At 67.5% G+C, this 18,041-nt stretch carries 16 protein-coding genes and 1 pseudogene; 12 read left to right on the top strand and 5 right to left on the bottom strand.

Annotated elements, in window-relative coordinates; translation table 11 throughout:
• Positions 1–179 precede the first annotated feature (179 nt).
• The gene (gene phhA, locus ACW9UL_RS16010) at positions 180–965 is read right to left on the bottom strand and encodes a phenylalanine 4-monooxygenase (protein WP_457787629.1); all 786 of its coding nucleotides are present in this window, start codon (positions 963–965) and stop codon (positions 180–182) included.
• 258 nt (positions 966–1,223) lie between these two features.
• Between phhA and ACW9UL_RS16005 the strand changes: the two genes are divergently transcribed.
• A complete protein-coding gene (locus ACW9UL_RS16005) occupies positions 1,224–2,777 on the top strand; it encodes a sigma-54-dependent phenylalanine hydroxylase transcriptional regulator PhhR (protein ID WP_021443223.1) in 1,554 nt (517 codons plus the stop codon).
• Between the two features lie 111 nt (positions 2,778–2,888).
• Here ACW9UL_RS16005 and ACW9UL_RS16000 read toward each other — a convergent pair whose 3' ends face one another.
• Positions 2,889–3,449: a nucleoside deaminase gene (locus ACW9UL_RS16000; RefSeq protein WP_457787628.1), complete on the bottom strand. Its 561-nt coding sequence runs from the start codon at positions 3,447–3,449 to the stop codon at positions 2,889–2,891.
• 233 nt (positions 3,450–3,682) lie between these two features.
• Positions 3,683–4,570 (bottom strand): LysR family transcriptional regulator, encoded by an 888-nt coding sequence (locus ACW9UL_RS15995; RefSeq protein ID WP_397496363.1) that lies wholly within the window; start codon positions 4,568–4,570, stop codon positions 3,683–3,685.
• Between the two features lie 200 nt (positions 4,571–4,770).
• Here ACW9UL_RS15995 and ACW9UL_RS15990 point away from each other — a divergent pair, with 200 nt between their 5' ends.
• The 10 genes and pseudogenes from ACW9UL_RS15990 to ACW9UL_RS15945 all read left to right on the top strand — a co-directional run bounded on the left by ACW9UL_RS15990 (position 4,771) and on the right by ACW9UL_RS15945 (position 16,245).
• A complete protein-coding gene (locus tag ACW9UL_RS15990; RefSeq protein WP_457787627.1) occupies positions 4,771–5,598 on the top strand; it encodes an HTD2 family dehydratase in 828 nt (275 codons plus the stop codon).
• Between the two features lie 50 nt (positions 5,599–5,648).
• Entirely contained in the window at positions 5,649–6,812 is a 1,164-nt protein-coding gene (locus ACW9UL_RS15985) for an acyl-CoA dehydrogenase family protein (protein ID WP_457787626.1), read from the top strand.
• A 10-nt stretch (positions 6,813–6,822) separates the two neighbouring features.
• The gene (locus ACW9UL_RS15980; protein WP_457787625.1) at positions 6,823–8,175 is read left to right on the top strand and encodes an MmgE/PrpD family protein; all 1,353 of its coding nucleotides are present in this window, start codon (positions 6,823–6,825) and stop codon (positions 8,173–8,175) included.
• A 14-nt stretch (positions 8,176–8,189) separates the two neighbouring features.
• On the top strand, positions 8,190–9,392 hold the full coding sequence (locus ACW9UL_RS15975; RefSeq protein ID WP_457787624.1) for a CaiB/BaiF CoA transferase family protein: 1,203 nt from the start codon (positions 8,190–8,192) through the stop codon (positions 9,390–9,392).
• Positions 9,389–10,216 (top strand): HpcH/HpaI aldolase/citrate lyase family protein, encoded by an 828-nt coding sequence (locus tag ACW9UL_RS15970; protein ID WP_457787623.1) that lies wholly within the window; start codon positions 9,389–9,391, stop codon positions 10,214–10,216. The genes ACW9UL_RS15975 and ACW9UL_RS15970 overlap by 4 nt, the downstream gene beginning before the upstream one ends.
• 74 nt (positions 10,217–10,290) lie before the next feature.
• Positions 10,291–11,286, top strand: coding sequence for a TRAP transporter substrate-binding protein (locus ACW9UL_RS15965; protein ID WP_457787622.1), 996 nt, complete (start codon positions 10,291–10,293; stop codon positions 11,284–11,286).
• Positions 11,287–11,409: 123 nt separating this feature from the next.
• Positions 11,410–13,371 carry an acetate--CoA ligase gene (gene acs / locus ACW9UL_RS15960; protein WP_031302567.1) on the top strand — a complete coding sequence of 654 codons (1,962 nt, stop codon included), beginning with the start codon at positions 11,410–11,412 and terminating at the stop codon, positions 13,369–13,371.
• A gap of 186 nt (positions 13,372–13,557) precedes the next feature.
• Positions 13,558–14,463 (top strand): annotated as a pseudogene (locus ACW9UL_RS15955) (CHASE3 domain-containing protein); the annotation flags it as partial.
• Positions 14,455–15,318 carry a methyl-accepting chemotaxis protein gene (locus tag ACW9UL_RS15950; protein ID WP_457790975.1) on the top strand — a complete coding sequence of 288 codons (864 nt, stop codon included), beginning with the start codon at positions 14,455–14,457 and terminating at the stop codon, positions 15,316–15,318. The pseudogene ACW9UL_RS15955 and the gene ACW9UL_RS15950, both read left to right, overlap by 9 nt.
• A 147-nt stretch (positions 15,319–15,465) precedes the next feature.
• Positions 15,466–16,245 (top strand): EAL domain-containing protein, encoded by a 780-nt coding sequence (locus ACW9UL_RS15945; RefSeq protein WP_457787621.1) that lies wholly within the window; start codon positions 15,466–15,468, stop codon positions 16,243–16,245.
• 67 nt (positions 16,246–16,312) lie between these two features.
• Here ACW9UL_RS15945 and ACW9UL_RS15940 read toward each other — a convergent pair whose 3' ends face one another.
• Together ACW9UL_RS15940 and ACW9UL_RS15935 are read right to left on the bottom strand one after the other, a co-directional pair.
• Complete coding sequence (locus tag ACW9UL_RS15940; protein WP_457787620.1) at positions 16,313–16,990, bottom strand: DUF4197 domain-containing protein; 678 nt, start codon at positions 16,988–16,990, stop codon at positions 16,313–16,315.
• Between the two features lie 59 nt (positions 16,991–17,049).
• Positions 17,050–17,442 (bottom strand): YbaY family lipoprotein, encoded by a 393-nt coding sequence (locus tag ACW9UL_RS15935; RefSeq protein WP_457787619.1) that lies wholly within the window; start codon positions 17,440–17,442, stop codon positions 17,050–17,052.
• A gap of 125 nt (positions 17,443–17,567) precedes the next feature.
• Here ACW9UL_RS15935 and ACW9UL_RS15930 point away from each other — a divergent pair, with 125 nt between their 5' ends.
• Positions 17,568–17,969 (top strand): hypothetical protein, encoded by a 402-nt coding sequence (locus ACW9UL_RS15930; protein WP_021441952.1) that lies wholly within the window; start codon positions 17,568–17,570, stop codon positions 17,967–17,969.
• Positions 17,970–18,041 lie beyond the last annotated feature (72 nt).

The following is an 18,041-nucleotide window of genomic DNA, read 5'->3' as shown; positions in this document are numbered from 1 at the left end:
CGGGGTCATGTCTACGGGCGATCCCGGATTTCATCCGGGCTACTCGCCCCAGAGTTCCAGGGTGAGCGTAGGTTGGGTTGAGCTTGCGAAGCCCAACAGGGAGCGCGTAGCGCTCCGCTCGACATTGCTCGGCTAACGCAATGTTGGGCCTCCCCGGCTCAACCCAACCTACAGGATGGTCAGGCCGCCTTGGGCGGAAACTTCGGCGCGTGCAGGCCCATCCGCATGGCCTGGTGCACCAGCGCCATGATGTCCTGGTGGGCCAGCTCGAACAGGCGCTTGAGCTCGGGCAGGACGAAATACAGCGGCTGCAGGATGTCGATGCGGTAGGGCGTGCGCATCGCCTCCAGCGGGTCGAAGGCCTGGTGCTCGGGCGCGTCGGACAGGGCGTAGAGGGTCTCCTTCGGCGAGGAGAGGATGCCGCCGCCGTAGATGCGCCGGCCGGCCGGGGTGTCGACCAGGCCGAACTCGATGGTCAGCCAGTACAGCCGCGCCAGGTACACGCGCTCTTCCTTGCTCGCCTGCAGGCCGAGCTTGCCGTAGGTGTGGGTGAATTCGGCGAACCAGGGGTTGGTCAGCAGCGGGCAGTGGCCAAAGATCTCGTGGAAGATGTCCGGCTCCTGCAGGTAGTCCAATTCTTCCGGGGTGCGGATAAAGGTGGCCACCGGAAACTGCTTGCTGGCCAGCAGCTCGAAGAAGGTCTGGAACGGGATCAGCGCCGGCACCCGCGCCACGCGCCAGCCGGTGCTGGCCTCGAGCACCCGGTTGATCTCGCCGAGCTGGGGGATGCGCTCGTGCGGCAGGCCGAGCTGTTCGATGCCGTCCAGGTATTCCTGGCAGGCGCGGCCTTCGATCACCTTCAACTGGCGGGTGATCAGGGTGTTCCACACCTGGTGCTCGGCGTCGGGGTAGTGGATAAAACCGCTGTCGTCCGGTTCCCGGGCCAGGTACTGCGTGCCTTTCATCGATGCCTCCTGCGGGGGCTGTTGTTCTTGTCTTGGACAAAGAAGTAACCCGAGTGCGTGGACAGGGGCAGGGGCGGGCAGGGGGAGGGGCGGCAGTGGAACGGGCTAACCCGTAAAGAATGGATTACGGTGTCGGCGAAATCGCCGACTATCGCCTTGTCGCTGCGCTAGGCTGTCACATATTCTTGACGGAAATTACGCCGCCCGCGTCGATTTTCCCCGGCGGCGGCCCATAACAAGACAGACACGAGCCTTGCCATGCGTATCAAAGTCCACTGCCAGAACCGCGTCGGTATCCTGCGCGACATCCTCAACCTGCTGGTCGACTACGGCATCAACGTCGCCCGCGGCGAAGTCGGCGGCGAGCAGGGCAACGCCATCTACCTGCACTGCCCGAACCTGATCAACCTGCAGTTCCAGTCGCTGCGGCCCAAATTCGAGGCCATCCCCGGGGTGTTCGGCGTCAAGCGCGTCGGCCTGATGCCCAGCGAGCGGCGCCACCTGGAGCTCAATGCGCTGCTCGGCGCGCTGGATTTTCCGGTGCTGTCGATCGACATGGCCGGCAGCATAGTGGCGGCCAACCGCAGCGCCGCGCAGCTGCTCGGCGTGCGCGTCGACGAGGTGCCGGGCATGGCGTTGTCGCGCTACGCCGAGGACTTCGACCTGCCCGAGCTGGTGCGCGCCAACAAGGCGCGGATCAACGGCCTGCGGGTGAAGATCAAGGGCGACGTGTTCCTCGCCGATATCGCCCCGCTGCAGAACGAGCACGACGACAGCGAGGCGCTGGCCGGCGCGGTGCTGACCCTGCACCGCGCCGACCGGGTCGGCGAGCGCATCTACCACGTGCGCAAGCAGGAGCTGCGCGGCTTCGACAGCATCTTCCAGAGCTCGAAGGTGATGGCCGCGGTGGTCAAGGAGGCGCGGCGCATGGCGCCGCTGGACGCGCCGCTGCTGATCGAGGGCGAGACCGGCACCGGCAAGGAGCTCTTGGCCCGTGCCTGCCACCTGGCCAGCCCGCGCGGCCAGTCGCCCTTTATGGCGCTCAACTGCGCCGGGCTGCCGGAGTCCATGGCCGAGACCGAGCTGTTCGGCTACGGCCCCGGCGCCTTCGAGGGCGCGCGCCCGGAAGGCAAGCTCGGCCTGCTGGAGCTGACCGCCGGCGGCACGCTGTTTCTCGACGGTGTCGGCGAGATGAGCCCGCGCCTGCAGGCCAAGCTGCTGCGCTTTCTGCAGGACGGCTGCTTCCGCCGCGTCGGCAGCGACGAGGAGGTCTATCTGGACGTGCGGGTGATCTGCGCCACCCAGGTCGACCTGTCCGAGCTGTGCGCCCGCGGCGAGTTTCGCCAGGACCTCTATCACCGCTTGAACGTTCTCTCGCTGCATATTCCGCCGCTGCGCGAATGCCTGGATGGGCTGACGCCGCTGGTGGAGCACTTCCTCGACCAGGCCAGCCGGCAGATCGGCTGCGCGCTGCCCAAGCTGGCGCCGGCGGTGCTGGACAAGCTGGCTCACTACCATTGGCCGGGCAACGTGCGGCAGCTGGAGAACGTGCTGTTCCAGGCGGTGTCGCTGTGCGACGGTGGCACGGTCAAGGCCGAGCACATCCGCCTGCCGGACTACGGCGCGCCGCAGCCCCTGGGCGAGTTCTCGGTGGAAGGCAGCCTCGACGACATCCTCGGGCGCTTCGAGAAGGCGGTGCTGGAGCGGCTGTACCACGATCATCCGAGCAGCCGCCAACTGGGCAAGCGCCTCGGCGTGTCGCACACCACCATCGCCAACAAGCTGCGCCAGCATGGGTTGGGCAAGGAGTAGGGGGAAGGGGCGTAGGGTGCGCCGCGCGCACCGACATCCCACTGGTCCGGTGGGTGCCCACGGCTTTGGTGCGCACGGCGCACCCTGCGATGTCGCGACAGCGATACGCGTCTAATCCACTCGGCCGCCGTGCCAGGCTGCGACCACGCGCTCGCGCATGGCCCGGCGGTCCTGCAGGCGATCGATCATCCGTTCGGCCAACTCGATCCAGTAAGGGTCGGCTGCGGCCTGCGCCACGCACAGGCGCGAAGCCAGATTGGCCCAGGCACGCGGCAGGCGTGGCGGGCGTGCGGCGAAACCACCGTCGCGGTCGCGCGCCAGGTAGCGCACGCGGCGGATGCCGGCCAGCAGGATGCGGCCATGGCACATCAGGCAGGGCTCGAGGCTGACGTAGAGGGTCAGGCCGCTGCGGTCGAGCTGCGGGTGCTCGGCTTCGAGCTGATCGAGCACCTGCATCTCGGCATGCGCGGCGCTGGCGTAATGCCCGGCGAACACCTGATTGCGGCCGCTGCACAGCAGTTCACCGGCGTCATCGACCAGCACTGCGCCGACCGCGTAACAGCCTTCTTCCAATGCCAGCAGCGCCTGCTCGCAGCACAGTCTGGCCCAGGTATCGTCGGCACGGGTAACGGCTGGCGCCTGCTGCAGCAGGGCGAGATGCTCTGGCTTCATGGGGCTTTTCCTCGCAATTCGACGGACATTATGGCCGCCCCCAAGGTCGCTGCTGCCCTACGACCTTGGTGCAATAGGCGCCACTGCCCGCTGCGGCGACACTGCGCTCGTCCCGATCATCCTGCGTGATTTGGGTGCAAGCGTTTCCGCATTCCTTTCGAGGAATGCCTTGAATGGGCGGGCGACCTCAGGGTCGCCCTTTTTTTATCCCGGATCCGCTCGCTGATCCCGCTCTAGACGCCCTGATTCAGGCGATCGATCAGCGCCCGCACGCTGCCCGGCAGGGCATCCAGCTCGCGCACCAGCATGCTGCGCTCGCGCACCGCCCAGGCTTCGTCCAGCTGCAGGATGGCCAGTTGCATGGTGCGGCTGTGCCGGCGTGCGGCCGACTCGGGGATGATGCCGATGCCGACGCCGCCCTCGATCATCCGGCAGATCGCCTCGAAGCTCGATACCTGGATACGCAGCGCCAGCGTGCCGCCGAGTCTTTCCACCTGTTCACGCAGGAAGCTCAGCAAGGTGCTGCCTTCGTGCAGGCCGATATGCTGGTAGGCGAGGGTGTCGCCGAGGTTGACCGTCTGCCGCTCGGCCAGCGGGTGGCCCAGCGGCACCGCCAGCACCAGGCGGTCGGTGCTGAAGTGCAGCACCTGCAACCCCGGCGCCTGCACCGGGCCGGCGATGATGCCGAGATCCGCCGCGCCATCCAGCACGCCACGCACGATGTCGCGGCTCAGGCGCTCCTGCAGGTCGACGGTGACGCCCGGGCGTTCGGCGAGAAAACCGGCCAGCACTTCGGGGAGGAATTCGGTCACCGCCGTGGTATTGGCGAAGATGCGGATATGCCCGGCGGCGTCGGTGCCGTATTCGGTGAACTCGCTCTTGAGGTAATCCACCTGGCGCATGATCAGCCGCGCATGCTGCAGCAGGCGCTGGCCGGCCGGGGTCAGCTCGACGCCGCGGCTGTCGCGATAGAGCAGGCGGCTGCCGAGCTGGCTTTCCAGTGCCTTGATCCGCGCGCTGGCGGCGGCCGGCGAGAGGAAGGCCTTGCGCGCACCCTGGGTCAGGCTGGGCGATTCGGCGATATGGATGAATAGGCGCAGGTCGGGTAGATCGAAATGCATGGTGGCCATTTCCTAAGGTCATTCGTAGGAGCCTGCTTGCGGGCGATCACTGGCGATCTGTAAAGCATCGCCCGCAAGCGGGCTCCTACAGGATTGGCGTTAAGCATATCCGAACGCTGGTTTAAATAAATGCGGATTCTCTGAACGCAGGCGGCGTCGCATGCTCCAGCTCACACAAGAACCGAGCTGGAACCTGCCCCATGAGTGACTCTGCTTTCTCTGCCTGGATCGGCCGTAGCGAAGAGGCCCACGATCAACTCAGCCGCAACCTGGTCAAGCGCATTGCCGCCACTCTCGGCGAGGCTACGCCGGCCCATGGCGAGGCGCTGCCGCCGCTGTGGCACTGGGCCTTCTTCCAGGAGCCCATTGCCGAGAGCGGCCTGGGCGAGGACGGTCATCCGGCGCGCGGCGGCTTTCTGCCGCCGGCCGACAACCGCAATCGTATGTGGGCCGGCGGCCGCGTCGAGTTCATCCAGCCGCTGCGCGTCGGTGGCGAAGCCAGCCGGGTGTCGACCATCAAGCACATCGAGGAAAAGCACGGCCGTACCGGCGCGCTGCTGTTCGTCACCCTGCAGCACGACTACCTGCAGGACGGTGAGCTGGCCATCCGCGAGGAGCAGGACATCGTCTACCGCGAGCCCAGCCCACCCAAGGCCAGCAGTGGCGAGCCGCTGGTGGCCGGCGACTGGCGCGAGGCCGTCACGCCCAGCAGCACGCTGCTGTTTCGCTACAGCGCGGTGACCTTCAATGGCCACCGCATCCATTACGACTGGCCCTATGTCACCGAGACCGAAGGCTACGGCGGCCTGGTGGTGCACGGCCCGCTGATCGCCACGCTCAACCTGCGCGCCTTCTGCCGCGCCAACCCGCAGGCGCGTCTGCGCCGCTTCGCCTACCGCGGCCTGCGCCCGCTGATTTCGCCGCAGCCGTTCGAGGTCGGTGGGCGCATCGGCGCGGCCGGCCAGGCCGAGCTGTGGGCAGGTGACCAGGCCGGCCTGGCGCAGCGCGCGGAAGTGCAATTCGACTGATTTCGTCTGGCCCGAATGCGAAGCGGGCCATGGCTGACCGAGGACCTGAGATGAACCCCAACCACAACGAAGAACTCAACGCCATCCGTGAAGGCGTACGCGCCCTCTGTGCGCAATTCCCCGCCGACTACTGGCGCAAGATCGACGAGGAGAAGGGCTTTCCCGAGGCCTTCGTCAGCGCCATGACCGAGGCCGGCTGGCTGTCGGCGATGATCCCGGAAGAGTACGGCGGCTCCGGCCTGGGCCTGGCCGAGGCCTCGGTGATCCTCGAGGAGGTCAACCACTGCGGCGGCAACTCCGGCACCATCCACGGGCAGATGTACAACATGTTCACCCTGCTGCGTAACGGCAGCGAGGAGCAGAAGCGCCACTACCTGCCCAAACTCGCCAGCGGTGAACTGCGCCTGCAATCGATGGGCGTGACCGAGCCGACCACCGGCACCGACACCACCAAGATCAAGACCACCGCCGTGCGCCAGGGCGACAAGTACGTGATCAACGGGCAGAAGGTGTGGATCTCGCGCGTGCAGCATTCCGACCTGATGATCCTGCTGGCGCGCACCACGCCGCTGGCCGGGGTGCAGCGCAAGTCCGAAGGCATGTCGATCTTCCTGGTCGACCTGCGTGAAGCCATCGGCAACGGCCTGACCGTGCAGCCGATCGCCAACATGGTCAACCACGAGACCAACGAGCTGTTCTTCGACAACCTGGAGATTCCCGCCAGCAGCCTGATCGGCGAGGAGGGCAAGGGTTTCCGCTACATCCTCGACGGGCTCAACGCCGAGCGCACACTGATCGCCGCCGAGTGCATCGGCGATGGCCGCTGGTTCATCGAGAAATCCGCGCAGTACGCCCGCGACCGCGTGGTGTTCGGCCGGCCCATCGGCCAGAACCAGGGCGTGCAGTTCCCCATCGCCGAGGCGCATATCGAGATCGAGGCCGCCGACCTGATGCGCTGGCGCGCCTGCGAGGAATACGACGCCGGGCGTAACGCCGGGGCGGCGGCCAACATGGCCAAGTACCTGGCGGCCAAGGCCAGCTGGGAGGCGGCCAACGCCTGCCTGCAGACCCACGGCGGCTTCGGTTTCGCCAACGAATACGACGTCGAGCGCAAGTTCCGCGAAACCCGCCTGTACCAGGTGGCGCCGATCTCCACCAACCTGATCCTGTCGTACGTGGCCGAGCACCTGCTCGAGCTGCCGCGCAGCTTCTGAGGAGCAAGTTATGAGCGCAGATACTCAGAAGCTTGCGGCCTTTCTTGCCGACCTCTCTTACGAGCAGATCCCCGCGCACGTGCTGGATCGCAGCGAAGACCTGTTTCTCGACTGGCTGGGCTCGGCCCTGGCCAGCGAGGGCGCCCGGCCCATTCCGTTGTTCGAGGCCTATGCGCAGCAGATGGGCCCGGCCGACGGCCCGGCGCGCATCCTGGTCAATGGCCGGGGCACCTCGGCGTACTTCGCCGCGCTGGTCAACGGCGCCTCCTCGCACCTGGTGGAGCAGGACGACCTGCACAACAGTTCGGTGCTGCACCCAGCCACCGTGGTGTTCCCGGCGGCCCTGGCGGCGGCGCAGGATCTCGGCAAGTCCGGGCGTGAGTTGCTGCTGGCCTCGGTGGCCGGCTACGAGGCGGGCATCCGCATCGGCGAATTCCTCGGCCGTTCGCACTACCGCATCTTCCACACCACGGCCACGGTGGGCACCCTGGCCGCCGCCGTGGCGGTGGGCAAGCTGCTTGACTTCGACCAGCAGCAGTTCGTCCATCTGCTCGGCAACGCCGGCACCCAGGCCGCCGGGCTGTGGGAATTCCTGCGCGACGCCGCCGATTCCAAGCAGCTGCACACTGCCAAGGCGGCGGCCGATGGCCTGCTGGCCGCCTACTTCACCGAGCAGGGCCTGACCGGCGCGCAGAACATCCTCGAAGGCGAGCAGGGCATGGCCGCCGGCATGTCCCGCGACGCCGACCCGAGCAGGCTGTCGGATCGCCTCGGCCGGCGCTGGGCGCTGGTGGAAACCTCGTTCAAGTTCCACGCCTCCTGCCGCCACACCCATCCCGCGGCTGACGCGCTGCTCGACCTGATGCAGCGCGAAGGCCTGCGCCACGAGCAGATCCAGCGCGTCATCGCCCGTGTGCACCAGGGCGCCATCGACGTGCTCGGCCGTGTGCAGGTGCCGCAGACCGTGCACCAGGCCAAGTTCTCCATGGGCACCGTGCTGGGTCTGATCGCCGTGCATGGCAAGGCGCAGCTCACCGAGTTCGAGAAGCTGTCGCTGACCGACGCCGACGTCGCGGCATTTCGCGACAAGGTGCAGATGCGCCTGGACCCGGAGGTGGATGTGGCCTACCCGCAACGCTGGCTGGGCCGCATCGAGGTGATCACCACGGATGGCCGCACCCTGCGCGGCGCCATCGACGAGCCCAAGGGCGACCCGGGCAACAGCCTCAGCCGCGCCGAGCTGGAAGACAAGTTCCGCCGCCTGCTGGCCTTCGCCGGCAAACGCAGCAGCGACGAGGCGGGTGTGCTGATCGAGCAGGTCTGGCGCCTGCGCCAGACCGATGACCTGAGCCAGCTGGCCTGACCGAGGACGCGGACATGAACAACGCACAACAACCCCGGCCACTGGATGGCATCACCGTGGTCAGCCTGGAACACGCCATCGCCGCGCCGTTCTGCACCCGTCAGCTCGCCGACCTGGGCGCGCGGGTGATCAAGGTCGAGCGCCCCGGCAGCGGCGACTTCGCCCGCGGCTACGACGAGCGGGTCAGCGGCCTGGCCTCGCATTTCGTCTGGACCAACCGCTCCAAGGAGAGCCTGACCCTCGACCTCAAGCAGGCCGACGCGATGCAGGTGCTGGACAGCCTGCTGGCCGGCGCCGACGTGCTGGTGCAGAACCTCGCCCCCGGCGCCGCGGCGCGCATGGGCCTGGCGTTCGAGGCGCTGCACGAACGCTTTCCCCAGCTGATCGTCTGCGACATCTCCGGCTACGGCGAGGGCGGCCCGTACGAGCAGAAGAAGGCCTACGACCTGCTGATCCAGAGCGAGGGCGGCTTTCTCTCCGTCACCGGCGGGCCGGGCGAGGAGGAGATGGCCAAGGCCGGCTGCTCCATCGCCGATATCGCCGCCGGCATGTACGCCTATACCGGCGTGCTCTCGGCATTGATGCTGCGCGGCAAGACCGGCGTCGGCAGCCGCGTCGACGTGTCGATGCTGGAAAGCCTGGTGGAGTGGATGGGCTACCCGCTGTACTACGCCTACGACGGCGCCACGCCGCCGCCGCGCGCCGGCGCCGCGCACTCGACCATCTATCCCTACGGCCCGTTCCCGGCCGGCGATGGCGGTACGGTGATGCTCGGCCTGCAGAACGAGCGCGAGTGGCAGGCGTTCTGCGCCAAGGTGCTGGAGCAGCCGGAACTGGCCGGTGACCAGCGCTTTTCCGCCAACTTCAAGCGTTCGGCCAACCGCGCCGAGCTGCGCGCCATCATCGTCGAGGCCTTCTCCCGCCTGAGCGCGGCGCAGGTGATCGAACGCCTGGAGCAGGCGCAGATCGCCAATGCCCAGGTCAACGACATGGCTGGCGTCTGGGCCCATCCGCAGCTTAAGGCGCGCCAGCGCTGGCGCCAGGTCGACAGCCCCAGCGGCAGCCTGCCGGCCTTGCTGCCGCCGGGGCGCAACAGCGCCTTCGAACCGCGCATGGATGCCGTCCCGGCGCTGGGCCAGCACACCGATGCGCTGCTCGCCGAGCTGGGCTACGGCGCCGGCGATATCCAGCGCCTGCATCAGCGGGGGGCCGTATGAGCCATTCCGTGATCCGCAGCGCCCTGTTCGTACCGGCGAGCCGCCCGGAGCGCATTCCCAAGGCGCTGGCCGTGGGTGCCGACGCGGTCATCGTCGATCTGGAAGACGCCGTGCAGGAGAGCCTGAAGGTCGAGGCGCGGGCCCATCTCGATGCCTTTCTCACGGCCAACCCTGAAGCGCGGCTGCTGGTGCGGATCAACGCCCCCGAACATGCCGGGCACGGCGCCGATATCGAACTCTGCGGCCGTCATGCCGGTGTCGTCGGCGTGCTGTTGCCCAAGGTGGAAAGTGCTGCGCAGGTCGCACGGGTGGCGGCCTGCGGCAAGCCGGTGTGGCCGATCATCGAGAGTGCGGCGGGGTTGCTGGCGCTGGCGGAAATCGCCCGCGGCGAGGGCGTCGAGCGCCTGTCCTTCGGCGCCCTCGACCTGGGCCTGGATCTTGGTTTGAGCAGCGGCAGCGCGGCGGCCGAGCGCATCCTCGACCAGGCCCGCTATGCCTTGCTGCTGCATTCGCGCACGGCAGGCCTGGCCGCGCCGCTGGACAGCGTGTTCCCCGCCATCGAGGACCGCGACGGTCTGGCCCGTACCGCGCGTGACGCGCGCGACATGGGCTTCGACGGTTTGCTGTGCATCCACCCGACCCAGGTCGAGATCGTCCACCACGCCCTGCGCCCGACGGACCGGGAGCTGGCCTGGGCCCGCCGCGTGATGACGGCGGCCAGCAGCGGCGAGGGCGTGTTCGTGGTCGACGGCCAGATGGTCGACGCCCCGGTGCTGGGTCGTGCCCGTCGTCTGCTGCAACGCGCCGGCGAGAGCCCGGCCTGAACACCGGCCGGCGGCGCTGCGTCGCCGGCCCCTTCGCCCCACGTACCGACCTACAACAACAACGAGGTAACGTCATGTTCAAACTCACCGCCAAGGCGCTCGCCTGCGCTGCCATCCTCTCCTGTGCCGGGCTGGTTCAGGCTGCCGAGGAACCCATCCTCATCAAGTTCGCCCATGTGGTGGCGGACAACACGCCCAAGGGCCAGGGCGCGCTACTGTTCAAACAGCTGGCCGAAGAGCGCCTGCCGGGCCGGGTCAAGGTGGAGGTCTACCCCAATTCCTCGCTGTTCGGCGACGGCAAGGAAATGGAGGCGCTGCTGCTCGGCGACGTGCAGCTGCTGGCGCCGTCGCTGGCCAAGTTCGAGCAGTACGCCAAGCCGGTGCAGATCTTCGACCTGCCGTTTCTGTTCGACGACATGGCCGCGGTCGATCGCTTCCAGGGCGGCCCGGCCGGCCGTGCGCTGCTGACCTCCATGGAGGACAAGAACATCACCGGCCTGGCCTATTGGCATAACGGTCTGAAGATCATGTCCGCCAACAAGCCGCTGCATGAGCCGAAGGATGCCCGCGGTCTGAAGTTCCGCGTGCAGGCCTCGGCAGTGCTCGAGGAGCAGTTCAAGGCGGTGCGCGCCAACCCGCGCAAGATGAGCTTCGCCGAGGTCTACCAGGGCCTGCAGACCGGCGTGGTCAACGGCACCGAGAACACCTGGTCGAACTACCAGAGCCAGAAGGTGCACGAGGTGCAGAAGTACATGACCGAGTCCGACCATGGCCTGATCGACTACATGGTGATCACCAACACCCGTTTCTGGAAGGGCCTGCCCGATGACGTGCGCGGCGAGCTGGAGGCGATCATGGCCGAGGTCACCGTCGAGGTGAACCGCCAGGCCGATGCGCTGAACCAGAGCGCCAAGCAGGCCATCGCCGCGGCCGGCACCACCGAGATCATCGAGCTGACCCCGGCGCAGCGCGCGCAGTGGCGCGAGGCCATGCGCCCGGTGTGGAAGAAGTTCGAGGGCGAGATCGGCGCCGAGCTGATCCAGGCTGCCGAGGCGTCGAACCGCCCCTGACACCTGAAAAACTGCCGCAAGACCATGGTCTTAGAGCGGTAAGACCATGGTCGAATGGCCACACGAAGGGTCGGGGGATACAAAAGGCAGCATAAAAAAACAACTCGCCATCGAGGTATATCCATGAGTGCTGCGTCTCTTTATCCCGTGAGCCCGGAAGCGGCCGCCAGGACCCTGACCGACGAGGCCACCTACAAGGCCATGTACCAACAGTCGGTGGTCAACCCCGACGGTTTCTGGCGCGAGCAGGGCAAACGCCTCGACTGGATCAAGCCCTACACCAAGGTCAAGCAGACCTCCTTCGACGACCACCACGTCGACATCAAGTGGTTCGCCGACGGCACCCTCAACGTCTCCTACAACTGCCTGGACCGTCACCTGGAAGAGCGGGGCGATCAGGTGGCGATCATCTGGGAAGGCGACGACCCGGCCGAGCACCAGGAAATCACCTACCGCCAGCTGCACGAGCAGGTGTGCAAGTTCGCCAACGCCCTGCGCGGCCAGGACGTGCACCGCGGCGACGTGGTGACCATCTACATGCCGATGATCCCCGAGGCGGCGGTGGCCATGCTGGCCTGCGCACGCATCGGCGCCATCCACTCGGTGGTGTTCGGCGGCTTCTCGCCGGAGGCCCTGGCCGGACGCATCATCGACTGCAAGTCGAAGGTGGTGATCACCGCCGACGAAGGCGTGCGCGGGGGCAAGAAGGTGCCGCTGAAAGCCAATGTCGACGACGCGCTGACCAACCCGGAAACCCACAGCGTGCAGAAGGTCATCGTGGCCAAGCGCACCGGCTCGGCGATCAAGTGGAACCAGCATCGCGACATCTGGTACGAAGACCTGATGAAGGTCGCCGGCAGCGTCTGCGCGCCGAAGGAAATGGGCGCTGAGGAGCCGCTGTTCATCCTCTATACCTCCGGCTCCACCGGCAAGCCCAAGGGCGTGCTGCACACCACTGGTGGCTACCTGGTATATGCCTCGCTGACCCACGAGCGGGTGTTCGACTACCGCCCGGGCGAGGTGTTCTGGTGCACCGCCGACATTGGCTGGGTCACCGGCCACACCTACCTGATCTACGGCCCGCTGGCCAACGGCGCCACCACCCTGATGTTCGAGGGCGTGCCGAACTACCCGGACGTCACCCGCGTGGCCAAGATCGTCGACAAGCACAAGGTCAACATCCTCTACACCGCGCCGACCGCGATCCGCGCCATGATGGCCGAGGGCAAGGCCGCCGTGGCCGGCGCCGACGGCTCCAGCCTGCGCCTGCTCGGTTCGGTCGGCGAGCCGATCAACCCCGAGGCCTGGCACTGGTACTACGAGAACGTCGGCCAGAGCCGCTGCCCGATCGTCGACACCTGGTGGCAGACCGAAACCGGCGCCTGCCTGATGACCCCGCTGCCGGGCGCCCACGCGATGAAGCCGGGCTCCGCCGCGCGGCCGTTCTTCGGCGTGCAGCCGGCCCTGGTGGACAACCTGGGCAACATCATCGAAGGGCCGGCCGAAGGCAACCTGGTGATCATCGACTCCTGGCCGGGCCAGGCGCGCACCCTGTACGGCGACCACGACCGCTTCGTCGACACCTACTTCAACACCTTCAAGGGCATGTACTTCACCGGCGACGGCGCGCGCCGCGACGAGGATGGCTACTGGTGGATCACCGGCCGGGTCGACGACGTGCTCAACGTCTCGGGGCACCGCATGGGCACCGCCGAGGTGGAAAGCGCCATGGTCGCCCACCCGAAAGTCGCCGAGGCCGCCGTGGTCGGCGTGCCGCACGACATCAAGGGCCAGGGCATCTACGTCTACGTCACCCTCAACGCCGGCGAGGAGGCCAGCGAGCAGCTGCGTCAGGAGCTGCGCAACTGGGTGCGCAAGGAAATCGGCCCGATCGCCACTCCGGACGTGATCCAGTGGGCGCCGGGCCTGCCCAAGACCCGCTCGGGCAAGATCATGCGCCGTATCCTGCGCAAGATCGCCACCGCCGAATACGATGCCCTCGGCGACATCTCCACGCTGGCCGATCCCGGCGTGGTGCAGCACCTCATCGACACGCATCGGCAGATGCAAGCCGCCTGCGCCTGATCGGCAACGGCAACCCGAAAGCCCCGCCCGGCCACAAGCCCGGCGGGGCTTTCGTTTTGGGCGGGGCTGGCCTTCGCCAGCGGCTTTGGCAGGGGCGGCGAAGGCTTGGTGCGGACCTGCCAGGGGGCGTGATAGATAGGGTCTAAGTTGTACATAGAGAATATCTTGTACAGTTTTTGTATCGATATGCATAATGGCGCTATGCCATTTTGCGCTGGCCATCGCCACGGATGCCGTTTCCTGCCGGCGCTCCGAGCGTTGCCGAAGGCCGTCAGCCCCGGCGCACTGTCTGCCCCTTGCGACTCAGAGGTCTCCATGTTTGCCAATCTCAGCATTTCCCAGAAGCTGTATGCGGGTTTCGGCGTCGTTCTGCTGATCATCCTGATTCTGGTGTTGTCGACCTGGCGCGGTTTTGCCGAGGTCGACAGCTCGGTCAAGCGCAATATCCACACCTACGATGTGCTCAACGAGTCGGCCTCGCTGCTGACCAGCCTGATCAATATCGAGACCGGCATGCGCGGTTTCGCCATCACCGGCGGCGAGCAGTTTCTCGCTCCGCTGAACGAGGGCGAGCGCAGCTTTCAGCAGCACCTCGCGCAACTGCGCCGTCTGACCGCCGACAACCCCAAGCAGCAGCAGCGCCTGAGCCAGTTGCAGGCCCTGCACGATCAGTGGGCGCGCGAGGACATCCACGGCAATGTCGAGCTACGCCGCCAGGTGGTGGCCGGTGCGCAGTCGATGGAGGCGGTCATCGCGCAGATCAGCGCGGGGCGCGACAAGGCCAAGATGGACGCCATGCGCCAGCTGCTGGCCGATCTGCAGGCCGAGGAAAATGGCCTGCTTGCGCAGCGCAACCTCGCCATGCAAGCGGCCAAGTCGTCGTCGCTGGCAATTCTGCTGAGCGGCGGGCTGATTGCCGCGGTGCTCGCCATCAGCGTTGCCTTTGCCCTGTCGCGCAGCATCGCCGGACGTCTGCAGCCGGTCGTCGACGTGGCGCGCAGCATCGCCGAGGGGCGTCTCGATACGCGCATCGAGCGCGCCGGCCGCGACGAGATCGGCGTGCTGCTGGACGCCTTCGCCACCATGCAGGAGCGCCTGCGCGAGATGATCGGGCAGATCCGCAGCGGCGCCGAGCAGCTGGTCGGCGCCGCACAGAACTTCTCCAGCGCCGCCAGCCAGCTGTCGGTGTCCACTCAGGAGCAGTCCCACGCGGCGTCCAGCATGGCCGCCACGGTGGAGGAGCTGACCGTCAGCATCAACCATGTCGCCGACAACGCCAACGAGGCCCACAGCCTGTCCAGCGAGTCGGGTCGGCAGTCGTCGGAAGGCGGCACGGTGATCCAGCACACCCTGTCGAGCATGCAGCGCATCGCCGACACCGTGCAGGGCGCGGCCGCGCAGATCGGCGAGCTGGGCCAGCACTCGGACCAGATTTCCTCCATCGTCAACGTGATCAAGGAGATCGCCGACCAGACCAACCTGCTGGCGCTCAACGCGGCCATCGAGGCGGCACGGGCCGGCGAGCAGGGGCGCGGTTTCGCCGTGGTGGCCGACGAGGTGCGCCTGCTGGCGCAACGCACGGCCAATTCCACCCAGGAGATCGCCGAAATGATCAAGAAGATCCAGAACGGCACGCGCAATGCGGTGGGCAACATGGAGGTCGGCGTGCAGCAGGTCAGCAGCGGAGTGGAGCAGGCCAGCCAGGCCGGCAACGCCATCGTCAGCATCCGCGAAGCTTCGGGGCGCGTGGTCGGCGTGGTCGACCAGATTTCCCTGGCGCTGCGCGAGCAGACCGTGGCCAGCCAGGACGTGGCGCGCAACGTCGAGCGCATCGCGCAGATGTCGCAGCAGAACAGCGAAGCGGTGGCGGACACCTCGCGTACTGCGCAGGCCCTTCAGCAGCTGGCGCTGTCCCTGGAAAAACAGGTGGCCTCCTTCCGGCTCTGATGGCGCGGAGCAGGCTATCCTTCGTCCGTCGGCCGCGGCGGTTCGCCGCCCGAGCCGAGGCGTTGCGCTTTTGTCAGTTACGAAGTGCCGGGCTCCCGCGACGGGCCCGCGCCAACGGTGGTCTTCGCCCCTGACCAGGATGCTCCCATGAACAGTGACAGCCGGAGTTTCTTCCCCCAACCCTTTCGCCCGCTCGGCTGCGCCGAGTGCCGCAACCCTGAGGCGCTGGGGTTCGACTTCACCATGGCCTTTCAGCTGATTCTGGATGTCGAGGAGCGGCGCCCCTTCGCCTACGAGGCGCTGGTGCGCGGTGTCAACGGCGAGTCGGCGGGGGAGATTCTCGGGCGGGTCAACGATGGCAACCGCTATCGCTTCGACCAGGCCTGCCGGGTCAAGGCCATCGAGCAGGCGGCTCGTCTCGGCCTGCACGAAATCCCCGATTGCCTGCTCAGCATCAACTTCCTGCCCAATGCGGTGTACCGCGCCGAGACCTGCATCCGCGCGACGCTGGAGGCGGCCAGGCGTTTCGAATTCCCCCGCGAGCGGCTGATGTTCGAGGTCACCGAGGGCGAGCAGATCCACGATGCCGAGCACCTCAAGCGGATCTTCGCCGAATACGGCCGCCAGGGCTTCACCACCGCCATCGACGACTTCGGCGCCGGCTACTCCGGGCTCAACCTGCTGGCCACCTTCCAGCCGCACGTGCTCAAGCTGGACATGGTGCTGACCCGCGGCATCGACCAGGACCCGGTGCGCCAGGCGATAGTCGCCGGCATCGTCCTGGTGGCGCGGCGGCTGGGCATCCGCATCATCGCCGAGGGCATCGAAAGCGCCGGCGAGCGCGATGCGCTGATCGAACTGGGCATCCGCTACATGCAGGGCTACCTGTTTGCCCGGCCGCAGCTCGGCGCGCTCAGCCGGCCCTGAGCTGGTCACCAGGCAAAACGCCCCGCCGGCCGGGGGCCGAGCGGGGCGTTGTCGCGGCAGGCGGCGATCAGAGCGCGCCGAATACCTTCTTCGCCAGGCTGGTGGCGGCGCCGGCCGGGTTCTGGCGGATGTTCGCTTCCTGCACGGCAATCATCTCGAACAGGCCGTTGAGCGCCTGCTCGGTAACGTAACCTTCCACCGTGCTGCTCTTGGCGTCGACCACGCCGAAGGCCGCGGCCTGACCGGCGAAGGCGTTGTACTGCTGGGCCAGGCCGACCTGGTCGGTGGCCTGCTTGACGATGGGCAGGAACTTGGCGCGGATCTGCTCGCGGCTGCTCTGGTTCAGGTACTGAGTGGCGGAGTCTGCGGGGCCGGCGAGAATCGCCTTGGCATCGGTCAGGGTCATCTTCTTCACGGCGTCTACCAGCAGCGCCTGGGCCTGCGGCACGGCGGCTTCGGCGGCCTTGTTCATGCTCGCCTCCAGCTGCTCGACCTGGGCGCCCATGCCCATCATCTTCATGGTCTTGGCGGCCTTGCCGAGGTGGCCCGGCAGCTCGATGCGCACGTCCGGGTTGTCGCTGAAGCCGCCGGGCGTGCCGAGCTGCTTGACCGCCACCTGGGCGCCCTGGATCAGCGCGTCCTTGAGGCCGCCGCTGGCGTCCTGCTGGCTCAGGTCGGAGAGGGACAGAGCGAAGGCGCTGGCCGAGAGCAGCAGGCCGGCGGCGACTGTGGTGAGGCGAAGCATGGTGGTCTTCCTTGTGCGGGTGAGAGTGGGGTCAGCTTAACGGCTGCTGCAGGGCCTGCTCAACGCACGGCGTCGACGCGGATGCGCAGCGGCTGCGGGTCGCTGCCGTCGAGGGTGACGCCGTGCTGTTCGGTGGTGATGAACAGCAGCCGACCGTCCGCCTCGATGCGCGCGCTGACCGCGTAGCGATGGCCGGGCTGCAGCTGCGTCGGGTCGTAGGCGAGGCTGAAGGGCAGCGGCACCTGGCCGGCCACCGGCCCGGCCTGACGGGCCAGCACCTTGGCCGGTGCGTCGGCCAGCGACACGTCGAGCAGGCTGACCTCCAGGGTGGCCTGCGGCGGCAGGGCGCTGCGCTGCAGGTAGAAGACTTCGCCGCTGAGGCGGTGCATTTCGACGCTGTTGCTGCAGGCGGCGAGCAGGGTGCTGCAGAGCAGCAGGGATAGGCGTTGCATGGTGGCTCCTTGGTTGATCAGGGCTCTCAGACCCCGGCGACGGCGAGAGGTTGCCTGGCCCGGCCATCGCCCTGCACGACGCGGCAGTGGGCAACGGCATTCGCGGCTGGCTATGATCCTAGCCCATGACTTCCCTGCCACCGCTTCGTCATCCCTGCCCAGCGGGCGTCTGCGACTGTCGGCGCGAACAGCTGCTGGACGCGCCGGGCGCCGACACGCGCATCCTGCTGCTCACCCGTCAGGAGGAGCAGCGCCTGCTCGAGCGCCTGGAGAACCTGCAGAGCCTGGAGGAACTCGAGCGCTTGCAGCAGCGCATGTTCGAGCAGCTCGGCATTGGCCTGCATATCGCTCCCGGCCATGGCGAGGTGCGCAGCATGCGCGGCATCGGCTTTCGCTTCGACGAGCAGCCAGGCCTGTGCCGCAAGACCCGCCAGGCGATCCCGGCGGCGATCCGCCGCGCCCTGGAAAAGCGTCCGGAGATCGCCTGGCGCCTGCTCGATGCGCACGATCTGTTTCGCGACAGCTGAGGCCACCCGTCTCGCCTCCAGGCGCGCGAGTGAACTCACGGCGCTCGCCCCGGTCTTTCTCCTGTCGGCCCG

The organism is Pseudomonas sp. PL-6 (genome assembly GCF_054110165.1).
This window is presented reverse-complemented; position numbering and strand designations above follow the sequence as displayed.

Bases quoted from the DNA above. Each gene is read 5' to 3' on its own strand.
- phhA (WP_457787629.1), bottom strand. From the start codon at position 965: ATGAAAGGCACGCAGTACCTGGCCCGGGAACCGGACGACAGCGGTTTT.
- ACW9UL_RS16005 (WP_021443223.1), top strand. From the start codon at position 1,224: ATGCGTATCAAAGTCCACTGCCAGAACCGCGTCGGTATCCTGCGCGAC.
- ACW9UL_RS16000 (WP_457787628.1), bottom strand. From the start codon at position 3,449: ATGAAGCCAGAGCATCTCGCCCTGCTGCAGCAGGCGCCAGCCGTTACC.
- ACW9UL_RS15995 (WP_397496363.1), bottom strand. From the start codon at position 4,570: ATGCATTTCGATCTACCCGACCTGCGCCTATTCATCCATATCGCCGAA.
- ACW9UL_RS15990 (WP_457787627.1), top strand. From the start codon at position 4,771: ATGAGTGACTCTGCTTTCTCTGCCTGGATCGGCCGTAGCGAAGAGGCC.
- ACW9UL_RS15985 (WP_457787626.1), top strand. From the start codon at position 5,649: ATGAACCCCAACCACAACGAAGAACTCAACGCCATCCGTGAAGGCGTA.
- ACW9UL_RS15980 (WP_457787625.1), top strand. From the start codon at position 6,823: ATGAGCGCAGATACTCAGAAGCTTGCGGCCTTTCTTGCCGACCTCTCT.
- ACW9UL_RS15975 (WP_457787624.1), top strand. From the start codon at position 8,190: ATGAACAACGCACAACAACCCCGGCCACTGGATGGCATCACCGTGGTC.
- ACW9UL_RS15970 (WP_457787623.1), top strand. From the start codon at position 9,389: ATGAGCCATTCCGTGATCCGCAGCGCCCTGTTCGTACCGGCGAGCCGC.
- ACW9UL_RS15965 (WP_457787622.1), top strand. From the start codon at position 10,291: ATGTTCAAACTCACCGCCAAGGCGCTCGCCTGCGCTGCCATCCTCTCC.
- acs (WP_031302567.1), top strand. From the start codon at position 11,410: ATGAGTGCTGCGTCTCTTTATCCCGTGAGCCCGGAAGCGGCCGCCAGG.
- ACW9UL_RS15950 (WP_457790975.1), top strand. From the start codon at position 14,455: ATGCAGGAGCGCCTGCGCGAGATGATCGGGCAGATCCGCAGCGGCGCC.
- ACW9UL_RS15945 (WP_457787621.1), top strand. From the start codon at position 15,466: ATGAACAGTGACAGCCGGAGTTTCTTCCCCCAACCCTTTCGCCCGCTC.
- ACW9UL_RS15940 (WP_457787620.1), bottom strand. From the start codon at position 16,990: ATGCTTCGCCTCACCACAGTCGCCGCCGGCCTGCTGCTCTCGGCCAGC.
- ACW9UL_RS15935 (WP_457787619.1), bottom strand. From the start codon at position 17,442: ATGCAACGCCTATCCCTGCTGCTCTGCAGCACCCTGCTCGCCGCCTGC.
- ACW9UL_RS15930 (WP_021441952.1), top strand. From the start codon at position 17,568: ATGACTTCCCTGCCACCGCTTCGTCATCCCTGCCCAGCGGGCGTCTGC.